The organism is Allobosea sp. (assembly GCF_030694325.1).
Lineage (GTDB): Bacteria > Pseudomonadota > Alphaproteobacteria > Rhizobiales > Beijerinckiaceae > Allobosea.
On sequence record NZ_JAUXYO010000199.1, the window covers coordinates 1 to 8,969 of the forward strand.

At 69.4% G+C, this 8,969-nt stretch carries 9 protein-coding genes; 3 read left to right on the forward strand and 6 right to left on the reverse strand.

Annotation, left to right across the window (positions count from 1 at the left end):
* Positions 1–331: 331 nt before the first annotated feature.
* The 4 genes from Q8M82_RS12715 to Q8M82_RS12730 form a co-directional block, all read right to left on the reverse strand.
* Complete coding sequence (locus Q8M82_RS12715; RefSeq protein WP_305691717.1) at positions 332–1,432, reverse strand: DUF2865 domain-containing protein; 1,101 nt, start codon at positions 1,430–1,432, stop codon at positions 332–334.
* A gap of 147 nt (positions 1,433–1,579) precedes the next feature.
* Positions 1,580–1,990, reverse strand: coding sequence for an MAPEG family protein (locus Q8M82_RS12720; protein WP_305691718.1), 411 nt, complete (start codon positions 1,988–1,990; stop codon positions 1,580–1,582).
* A 148-nt stretch (positions 1,991–2,138) separates the two neighbouring features.
* A complete protein-coding gene (guaB, locus tag Q8M82_RS12725) occupies positions 2,139–3,632 on the reverse strand; it encodes an IMP dehydrogenase (protein ID WP_305691719.1) in 1,494 nt (497 codons plus the stop codon).
* A 168-nt stretch (positions 3,633–3,800) separates the two neighbouring features.
* Positions 3,801–4,145, reverse strand: a complete 345-nt coding sequence (locus tag Q8M82_RS12730) for a hypothetical protein (RefSeq protein WP_305691720.1) — start codon at positions 4,143–4,145, stop codon at positions 3,801–3,803.
* 237 nt (positions 4,146–4,382) lie between these two features.
* On the opposite strand from Q8M82_RS12730, the gene Q8M82_RS12735 reads away from it, so the two are divergent.
* Together Q8M82_RS12735 and Q8M82_RS12740 are read left to right on the forward strand one after the other, a co-directional pair.
* Complete coding sequence (locus Q8M82_RS12735; protein ID WP_305691721.1) at positions 4,383–5,834, forward strand: MFS transporter; 1,452 nt, start codon at positions 4,383–4,385, stop codon at positions 5,832–5,834.
* A gap of 2 nt (positions 5,835–5,836) precedes the next feature.
* The gene (locus tag Q8M82_RS12740; protein WP_305691722.1) at positions 5,837–6,499 is read left to right on the forward strand and encodes a hypothetical protein; all 663 of its coding nucleotides are present in this window, start codon (positions 5,837–5,839) and stop codon (positions 6,497–6,499) included.
* 35 nt (positions 6,500–6,534) lie between these two features.
* Here the strand turns inward: Q8M82_RS12740 and Q8M82_RS12745 are convergent, their stop codons facing one another.
* Both Q8M82_RS12745 and Q8M82_RS12750 read right to left on the reverse strand, forming a co-directional pair.
* The gene (locus Q8M82_RS12745; protein WP_371126340.1) at positions 6,535–7,386 is read right to left on the reverse strand and encodes an RlmE family RNA methyltransferase; all 852 of its coding nucleotides are present in this window, start codon (positions 7,384–7,386) and stop codon (positions 6,535–6,537) included.
* Positions 7,387–7,431: 45 nt separating this feature from the next.
* Entirely contained in the window at positions 7,432–8,541 is a 1,110-nt protein-coding gene (locus Q8M82_RS12750; protein ID WP_371126341.1) for a Ppx/GppA phosphatase family protein, read from the reverse strand.
* A 280-nt stretch (positions 8,542–8,821) separates the two neighbouring features.
* Between Q8M82_RS12750 and Q8M82_RS12755 the strand changes: the two genes are divergently transcribed.
* Positions 8,822–8,969, forward strand: a 148-nt coding sequence (locus tag Q8M82_RS12755; RefSeq protein ID WP_305691725.1) for an FGGY family carbohydrate kinase, incomplete at its 3' end; no start/stop codon positions are given.

An 8,969-nucleotide genomic window follows, 5' to 3' on the forward strand; every position in this document is an offset into this window, starting at 1 on the left:
GTGTCCTTGGTGAAGGCGTCGATGACCGGGTTGAGCAAAGCCGGCTCGCGCGTCGTGTAGAGGTTGACGGTCTGGGCCAGGGCCGGTGCGGCCAGCAGGCAGGAGGCGAGCGCCAGAGCGGACAGACGGGTCGCGTGGATCATGATGGTGCTCCTTCGGGTTCAAAGCCCGTTTCTTCGCGTTGCGTCAGGAGCGGTAGTGAGGGGCAACGCGATCGTCAACCAAAAACCCTGTCAAAACAGAGGCTTAGACATTTTCAAAACTGCGTGGTGTTTTGATGGTTTCTAAACAGAGACCACCGGATCGGGCCGAAACGCGGGCCTCATGACGATCAGTCCTGCACGACCAGCGAGATCATCCGGACGGGGCCGCGGCGCAGCGGATCGAGCGAGCCGCGCAGGACGAAGCGGTCGGCATCGCTGGCGAGGCCGTCGTCCCGCAGGCTCGCCTCGCGCAGCAGCATCTGCCGGCGCACGCCGCGCGCCTGAGCCTCCAGGCGGGAGATGCCGACGCGCTCGTCGATCTCGCGGCGCTGGCTCTTGGAGAGTTCGCCGGCGCTGCGGAAATCGCGGAAGTCGCGCGGGCTGTAGGGAAAGCGCGACCCCCCGACGAAGGTGCGGACCTTGCCGTCGAGCACGACGCTGTCGCCGGGGCGCAGGGTGAAGTCGCGCAGCAGGGAGACGCGGCGCTCGCCCGCCTGGACGATGGCGGGCCGGCAGGCGGCGGCGTCGCGCGTGGTCTCGTGGCTGTAGGCCATGGGCAGGGCGCGATAGCGCTGGCCATCAGCCGAGCGGGCCTCGCCGATGTCGGCGAGGCCGGCGGCGAGACGGAAGACCTTGACCGGGATTCCCGGGTTGTTGGCCTGGCAGAGGGCGTCATGGGCCTTCAGGTCGGAGCCGGCGCGAAGGTGCCCGAGGGGCGCATGGAAGCCGTCGCACAGACGCACGCAGAAGGTCCGCACCACATCGGTCGCGCCCGACACGGCATCGATCCGGGCCTGCTGGTTGCGCCGGGCGGGCTTGCGGGCGGCATCGGCGGCGCCCTGGCGAAACGGGTTCAGATCGACCGGCGGGTGCGCGATGCGGCCGTCGGGCTGCATCTGCAGCAGCGGGACCTGCCAGCCCGAGCGGGCCGGCGCATAGGCGGCCGCCTGCGGCTGTGGCCGGCCGGCGCCAGAGGCACCCTGGCGGGCGGCCTGGCGGTTGGCGGCTTCCTGAAGGTGAAAGGCCCTGATCCCGGCATCGTCTTCTGCTTGGACCATCGAGACGGTCAGCACGGTGCCGGCGGCGCCAAGCGCGATCCCGGCGGCGGCGAGGGCCGCGAGCCGGAGGGGGCGCCCTTGCGGTGAGGGAGCCGTCGCGGAAGGGCGCCCGGCCGAAGCGCCATCGGCGCAGGACGGGTCCTGCGTCATCGTCTCCCGGACACGCAACATCGCGTCGACTCCACTCTACGCTCGATGACCCGTCCGCCGCCCGAAGGGTGTAGTTTACTTTCCGTTAAGCTTCAACGCCGGGCCGATCGGTTCTCCGCAAAACGGGACGGATGCTTAACGCGACGGGCTGGAGCGGGACTGGCGGCGTCAGAGCACGGCCAGAACCACGCCGATCCACATGCAAAACAGCACGAGGACGCCGAGCCCGAAGACGGGGGCCCGGAGGCGCAGATCGTTCGAGCCGACATGGACGAGCGTGTGGACGACGCGGCTGGCGACGTAGAGCCAGGCCAGCACCGCCATGACGTAGCTCGTCGCGCCGACCTCCATCGCCAGCATGATCAGCGCGAAGAAAATGACGGGGGTCTCGAACTGGTTGGCGAAGTTGGCGGCGGCGAGGCGGGCGGGCTGGGGATAGGCCTCGGTCGAGACCGCGACATCGGCCATGCGGACCTGCTGGCCCGCGAAGGCCGCCTTTCGCCGCAGGAAGAGGATGCCGAGGACGACGAAGATCCACAAGATGAGGGCGAGGGCTGGATAGACGAGTTTCAGCGACATCTGGATCTCCGACCCGGCCGGGCGCGCGGCCGCCGGCCAGCCTCGCATGCCCGGCAGCGAAGCGAAGATGGCTTCCGAATGCAAGCGCGGCGGCCCCGCGAAGGGCCGCCGCGCGGCAGAAGTCGGTGGATAGAGGCGGACGTCGCCGTCAGGAACGCGTCGGGTAGTTCGGGCTCTCGCGCACGATCGTCACGTCATGGACATGGCTCTCGCGCAGGCCGGCGCTGGTGATGCGGATGAAGCGGGCCTTGGCCTGGTAGTCCTCGAGGTCCTTGCCGCCGACATAGCCCATTGCCGCGCGCAGGCCGCCGGCGAGCTGGTGCAGCACGCCCGAAACCGGGCCCTTATAGGCGACCTGGCCCTCGATGCCCTCGGGCACGAGCTTCAGCGCGTCCTTGATGTCCTGCTGGAAATAGCGGTCGGCCGAGCCGCGCGCCATCGCCCCGACCGAGCCCATGCCGCGATAGGATTTGTAGGAGCGGCCCTGGTAGAGGAAGGTCTCGCCCGGCGTCTCGTCCGTGCCGGCGAGCAGCGAGCCGACCATGGCGCAGGAGGCGCCGGCCGCGAGCGCCTTGGCGAGGTCGCCGGAATATTTGATGCCGCCGTCGGCGATGACCGGGATGCCGTGCTTGCTGGCGGCATTGGCGGCGTCCATCACCGCGGTGAGCTGGGGCACGCCGACGCCGGCGACGATGCGGGTGGTGCAGATCGAGCCCGGACCGATGCCGACCTTGATCGCGTCCGCGCCGGCATCGATCAGTGCCTGGGCACCGCCGGCGGTGGCGACGTTGCCGGCGATGACCTGCACGGCGTTGGACAGCCGCTTCACCCGCGTCACCGCCTCCAGCACCTTGGCGGAATGGCCATGGGCGGTGTCGACGACGATGAGATCGACGCCGGCATCGATCAGCATCTCCGAGCGCTCGAAGCCGAGATCGCCGGTCGTGGTCGCCGCCGCCACCAGCAGGCGACCCTTGGCGTCCTTGGCGGCGCTGGGATGGGCGACCTGCTTCTCCATGTCCTTGACGGTGATCAGGCCGATGCAACGGTGATGGTCGTCGACGACCAACAGCTTTTCGATGCGGAACTGATGCAGGAGACGGCGCGCCTCTTCCTGGGTGACGCCCTCGCGCACGGTGATCAGCCGGTCCTTGGTCATGATCTCCGAGACGGGCTGCTCGGGATTGGCGGCGAAGCGGACGTCGCGGTTGGTGAGGATGCCGACGAGCTTGCCCTTGTGACCCTGCGGACCGCGCTCGACCACCGGAATGCCCGAGATCGAGTTGTGCTTCATGATGGCGAGCGCATCGCCCAGCGTCTCATCGGGGAAGATCGTGATCGGGTTGGCGACCATGCCCGATTCGAACTTCTTGACGAGGCGGACCTGGGCCGCCTGCTGGTCGGCCTCGAGGTTGCGGTGGACGACGCCGAGGCCGCCGGCCTGCGCCATGGCGATCGCCATCCTGGCTTCCGTCACCGTGTCCATGGCGGAGGCGATGATCGGCAGGTTCAGGGAAATCGTCTTGGTGAGGTTCGTGCGGATGTCGACATCCGCCGGCATGACCTCGGACGGGCCGGGCTCGAGCAGCACGTCGTCGAAGGTGAGACCGTCGCGAATCAGGCCGTCGAGCATTTGGGTCATTCGTCAACTCCGACACCGGACTGGCCGGTTCTGCTGCGGTCTTGCGGGAGGCGCCCGCGACCGGGTTGACGAGGCCCGTTAGCATGGGCTCCCCGCCACCGCTAGAGCGCCGCGCCACAAAATTTGCTGCGGCGCGGCGAAGCGTGTCGGCAGGGAGGCAGACGCGGCTTAACCCTGGCGCTGGGGGTTCGAGCGAACGGCGCCGGCGGGCAGGCGCGGCGCGCTCGGCGCGACGCCGAAGCAGCCAGCCTGGAACACCGTGTGGCCTGCGCGGTTGGCGATCTCCTGGCAGTCCTTCTGCCGCAAGCAATTCATCACGCGCAGGCTGTCGCCGGAGCCGGGCGAGACGACCGACTGGGCGCAACCGATCTCCCAGCTCGTCGCGGGATTTTGCGCCGGCTGGGCCTGAGCAGCGCGCCCGCCCGCGCCGACGAGACCCAGCCCGGCGAGGATACCGAGCCCGGTGAAGCGAACGGCCCGGCGCAGGGTGGCAATAGGAAGACGGTCGAGCATGGCGGACCTCCGCAATCGTGACATCTGGCGCCCCTGTCTTGTTCAGATGGGGGCTGGCCGCTGGCCCCGTCACTGCGCAGAACGCATGGCCGCGCTGCTCCAGGGCGTGTTCCGTCGATGCAACGCATGGCCGCCCTGCGAGTTGCGCCAGATCAGAAAGCACCCCGGCGCCGAAGCGGCCCTCGTCTTGCCCGGCTCCGGGCGCTATGGCTGCCCGTCTTCGCGAGGAAGTCCGTCTTGCAGCGCGCCAAGCTCCTGCCCCTGATCGTCGCCTGCGCGCTGTTCATGGAGAACACCGATTCGACGGTGATCGCGACTTCGCTGCCGGTGATCGCGCAATCGCTGGGCGAGGACCCGATCGCGCTCAAGCTGGCGCTGACCTCCTATCTCGTCAGCCTCGCCGTCTTCATCCCGATCTCGGGCTGGATGGCGGACCGCTATGGCGCGCGCACGATCTTCCGGGCGGCGCTGGCGGTGTTCATGCTCGGCTCGATCCTCTGCGCACTCTCGAATTCGCTCGGCGCCTTCGTCGGCGCGCGCTTCGTCCAGGGCATGGGCGGGGCGATGATGGTGCCAGTCGGGCGGCTCGTGATCCTGCGCAGCGTCAGCAAGTCCGAACTCGTCGGTGCGCTCGCCTATCTGACGGTGCCGGCGCTGGTCGGCCCGGTCGTCGGGCCGCCGCTGGGCGGCTTCATCACCACCTACTTCGACTGGCGCTGGATCTTCTTCATCAACATCCCGATCGGGATCGTCGGCATCGTGCTGGCGAGCCTGTTCTTCGAGGATGTGCGCGAAGAGGACGTCGCCCCGCTGGATATCCGTGGCTTCCTGCTCTCGGCCTTCGGCTTCGCCAGCCTGATGCTGGGGCTGGCGACGGGCGGACGCCATCTTGTGCCCGAAGCGGTGTCCTATGCTTGCGTCGGCGCCGGCATCGCGTCCCTCGTCGCCTACTGGTTCCATTCGCGGCGGGTGGCCCATCCGGTGCTCAACCTGTCGCTGCTCAAGATCCCGACCTATCGCATCGGCGTGATCGGCGGCTCGATCTTCCGCACCGGGATCGGCGCCGTGCCCTTCCTGCTGCCGCTGATGCTGCAGCTCGGCTTCGGGCTCGACGCGCTGCAATCGGGGCTGATCACCTTCGTCTCGGCGGCCGGCGCGCTGCTGATGAAGACGGCGGCCAAGACGATTCTGGCGCGCTTCGGTTTCCGGCGCGTGCTGACCGTCAATGCGGTGGTCGGCGCGGCCTTCCTCGCGGCCTCGGGGCTCTTTACCCCCGCGACGCCGCACTGGATCATGCTCGGCATCCTGCTGGTCGGCGGCTGCTTCCGTTCGCTGCAGTTCACCGGCATCAACGCGCTGAGCTATGCCGACGTCTCCAACCGCGACATGTCGGGCGCGACCAGCCTGTCGAGCGTGGCGCAGCAGCTCTCGCTCAGCATGGGCGTCACCATCGGGGCGTTTGCGCTGGAGGCGGCCAATCTCGTCCATGGCGGGGGCGCGCTTGGTGCGGCCGATTTCTGGCCCGCTTTCATCCTGGTCGGGCTGATCTCGGCTTCTTCGGTGTTCATCATGGCGCGGCTGGCACCCGACGCCGGCGCGGAGGTCTCGGGGCATCTGCTGGGCGGTGCGCCGACGAGCGCCCCCAAGGCGACGGCCCAGGCGATTTCGGACCAGAAGCCGCTGGAGTGACGGTGGTCGCGGTTCTTGCCATCCGCCATGAACGCTGGGCAGACTTCGGCATGGACCCGGCGGAACCCCGCGCCCCGGCTGATTTCGATCTCGCGATCGGCGATGGCGCGATGCGCCTCAAGCTGGCCGAGGCGCGGCTGACGCTGAGCGACGAGGGCATCAGCTATGCACTCGACGGCTCGGGCGGGCTGCGTCCCTTCGCGCAATTGCGTTCGGTGCGGATCCAAGCAATCCACGGCGCCAAGGGTACCCCCTGGGAGGCGATGATCGAACTCGTCTTCGATCGCGGCCTGCCGCTGCAGGTTCATTCCGGCACGCCGCTGGGCGGCAACGATCCCGAGCGCGATCCCGTCTTCATCGCCTTCGTCGAGGATCTGCACCGGCGGATCCCGCCGCAGGACGCCGCACGCATCCGCTTCCTGCGCGGTGTGCCGGAGGGCCGACACCGTGTGCTGCAGATCGCGCTCGTCATCTTCCTGGTCGTCTTCGGCGGGGCCGGCGGCTTCATCCTGCTGAAGACGGCGGGCGGCAGCATCCCCATCGCGGAGATGCTGTTCCCGATGCTCGGGCTGATCGGCTTCGGGATGTGGATCTGGCACTCGGTGGAGAAGAGCAAGCCGGGGACCTACAGGCCCGACAGGCTGCCGACCGACCTGTTTCCGTAGCTGGATCGAGCGGCGCCCGGCGCCCAGCCGCAGCGCTAGGCCGCGTCCTCGCCCGGCTCTTCCGCCTTCCGCCGGAACCCCGTTGCCAGGACATAGAGCTCCGAGGAATCCGAGCGGCTCGAGGCCGGCTTGATGTTGCGCACCGTGGTGAAGTCGCGCTTCAGACCGCCCAGCAGGGTCGCGCTGTCGCCGCCCTGGAAGAGCTTGGCAAGGAAGAAGCCGCCGGGCGCCAGCACCGAATGGGCGAACTCGAGCGCAGCTTCGGCGAGCGCGATGATCTTGATGTGGTCGGTCTTCTTGTGGCCCGTGGTGTTGGCGGCCATGTCGGACATCACGCCGTCGGCCCGGCCGCCCAGGCGCTGTGTGAGGAGGGCGGGGGCCTCCTCGGCCATGAAATCCATCTCGACCAGCTCGACGCCGGGGATGGGGTCGACCGGCAAGAGGTCGATGCCGACGATGCGGCCCTTGCCCTTGTCGAGGCCGATGCGGGCCGCCGCGATCTGGCACCAGCCACCCGGCGCGCAGCCGAGATCGATCAGCTTCTGGCCGGGCTTCAGAAAGCGATACTTGTCGTCCATCTCCTCGAGCTTGAAGGCGGCCCTGGAGCGGTAGCCCAGCTCGCGGGCGCGCTTCACATAGGGGTCGTTGAGCTGGCGCTCGAGCCAGAGCTGCGAGGAATGCTTGAGCTTGCCGGCCTTCTTGACCTTGACGCGCATGTCGCGCGAGCCGCCGCCGCCGGCCACCGTCTTGGGGGCCTGCTTGCCGGGCACGCGCGCGCCGCCGGCCCCGCCAGCCTTGGCCGCGCCCGACTTCGGGGAGCCGGTGCCCTTGCCCCCGGCCTTGCCGCCACCTGTCTTGACGCCGACCGTCTTACCGCCGCCGTTCATGCAGGGATCGCGATCGCGAAGGCGGGTCGTAGGGACAGCGTCATCTCATCTCCGGCGCCAAGCGCGGTCTTCATGCATCATCCTGAGCAGGATGCCTTCGCGCAGGCCACGATCGGCGATGCGGACGCGCTCGCTGGGGAAGGCGCGGCGGATCGCTTCGAAGATGGCGCAGCCGGCCAGCACGAGATCGGCCCGCTCGCGGCCGATGCAGGCATTGGCCGCCCGGGCTGCGTAGTCCATTTCGACGAGCCGGTCGATGACGGCGAGAATGTCGTCCTGCCGCATCCACAGCCCGTCGACCTCGCGCCGGTCATAACGGGCGAGGCCGAGATGGATGCCGGCCACCGTCGTTACCGTGCCCGAAGTGCCGAGCAGATGGAAATTTCGAGCGCCGTTGGCGGCCGCCGCCTTCCGGGCGAAGCCCTCGAGCTCGCGGGCGCAGTCCTCGACCATGGTCTCGAACAGGGCTCGGCTGACATCGACGCCGCCATAGCGCTCGGCCACCGTGACCACGCCGATCGGCAGCGATGCCCATTCGCGGATGCGCGCGGCCGGGTCGCGCGCCTCGTTGCGCCCGCCCATCCAGACGATCTCGGTCGAACCGCCGCCGATGTCGAAGACGATGACGCCCTCGGCGGCCGGATCGGCCAGTGCGGCGCAGCCGGAGACGGCCAGCGCGGCCTCGGTCCGCTGGTCGATGATCTCGAGCTCGAGCTGCGCCTCGGCGGCGACGCGGCGGACGAAATCCAAGCCGTTGACGGCCGCGCGGCAGGCCTCCGTCGTCACCAGCCGGGCGCGCGTGACATTGCGGTTGAGCATCTTGCCGCGGCAGATCTTCAGCGCCTCGACGGCGCGGTCCATCGCCGCGTCGCCGAGACGGCTGCTGGCGGCGAGGCCCTCGCCCAGCCGCACGATGCGGGAGAAGGCATCGACGACACGAAAGCCGTGCTGCGCCGGCCGCGCGATCAGCAGGCGGCAATTATTGGTGCCGAGATCGAGCGCGGCATAGGTCGCGGCCGGGAACCTGGGGGCGGGTGGCGGACCGGGGAGGGGGGCGCTGCGGTCGGAGCCGGGCTGGCCGAAGCCCGTGCCGAGCAGGGCGCCTGCCGCCGGTGGACCGGCGCCGTGGCCATGCGGCAGCGCCGCCGCCGCCATCATTCGCTCCTGCCGGTCCTCGACCTCCACGTCGCCGTTCCCCTGACCTGCCGCCGGGCCCGCCTCGCAGCGGATGGCCCTGCGGACGCGTCGGGCGAAAGCCCTGACACGCCTTGGATTCGAAGCGTAACAACAGCGGGACCGCAGTGCCAAGCGGAACCTTCGGTCGCAGCCCGCGCGGGGTGGAGGCCGGGGCCTTGCCCTGGCGGGTGGGCTTGCGCCAGTGTCCGCGGAAACGGGCCCGGCAGAACGGGCCGCAGCCGCAGAAAGGGAGGCCGCCATGGCCGCCGCACGCCATCTCCTCGCGATCGACCAGGGCACGACCTCCTCGCGCGCGATCGTCTTCGACGGCAGCCTGCATCCGGTCGCCAGCGCGCAGCAGGAGTTCGCCCAGCATTTCCCGGCTTCGGGCTGGGTCGAGCACGAGG

Bases quoted from the DNA above. Each gene is read 5' to 3' on its own strand.
- Q8M82_RS12745 (WP_371126340.1), bottom strand. From the start codon at position 7,386: ATGAACGGCGGCGGTAAGACGGTCGGCGTCAAGACAGGTGGCGGCAAG.
- Q8M82_RS12720 (WP_305691718.1), bottom strand. From the start codon at position 1,990: ATGTCGCTGAAACTCGTCTATCCAGCCCTCGCCCTCATCTTGTGGATC.
- Q8M82_RS12730 (WP_305691720.1), bottom strand. From the start codon at position 4,145: ATGCTCGACCGTCTTCCTATTGCCACCCTGCGCCGGGCCGTTCGCTTC.
- Q8M82_RS12750 (WP_371126341.1), bottom strand. From the start codon at position 8,541: ATGGCGGCGGCGGCGCTGCCGCATGGCCACGGCGCCGGTCCACCGGCG.
- Q8M82_RS12715 (WP_305691717.1), bottom strand. From the start codon at position 1,432: ATGTTGCGTGTCCGGGAGACGATGACGCAGGACCCGTCCTGCGCCGAT.
- guaB (WP_305691719.1), bottom strand. From the start codon at position 3,632: ATGACCCAAATGCTCGACGGCCTGATTCGCGACGGTCTCACCTTCGAC.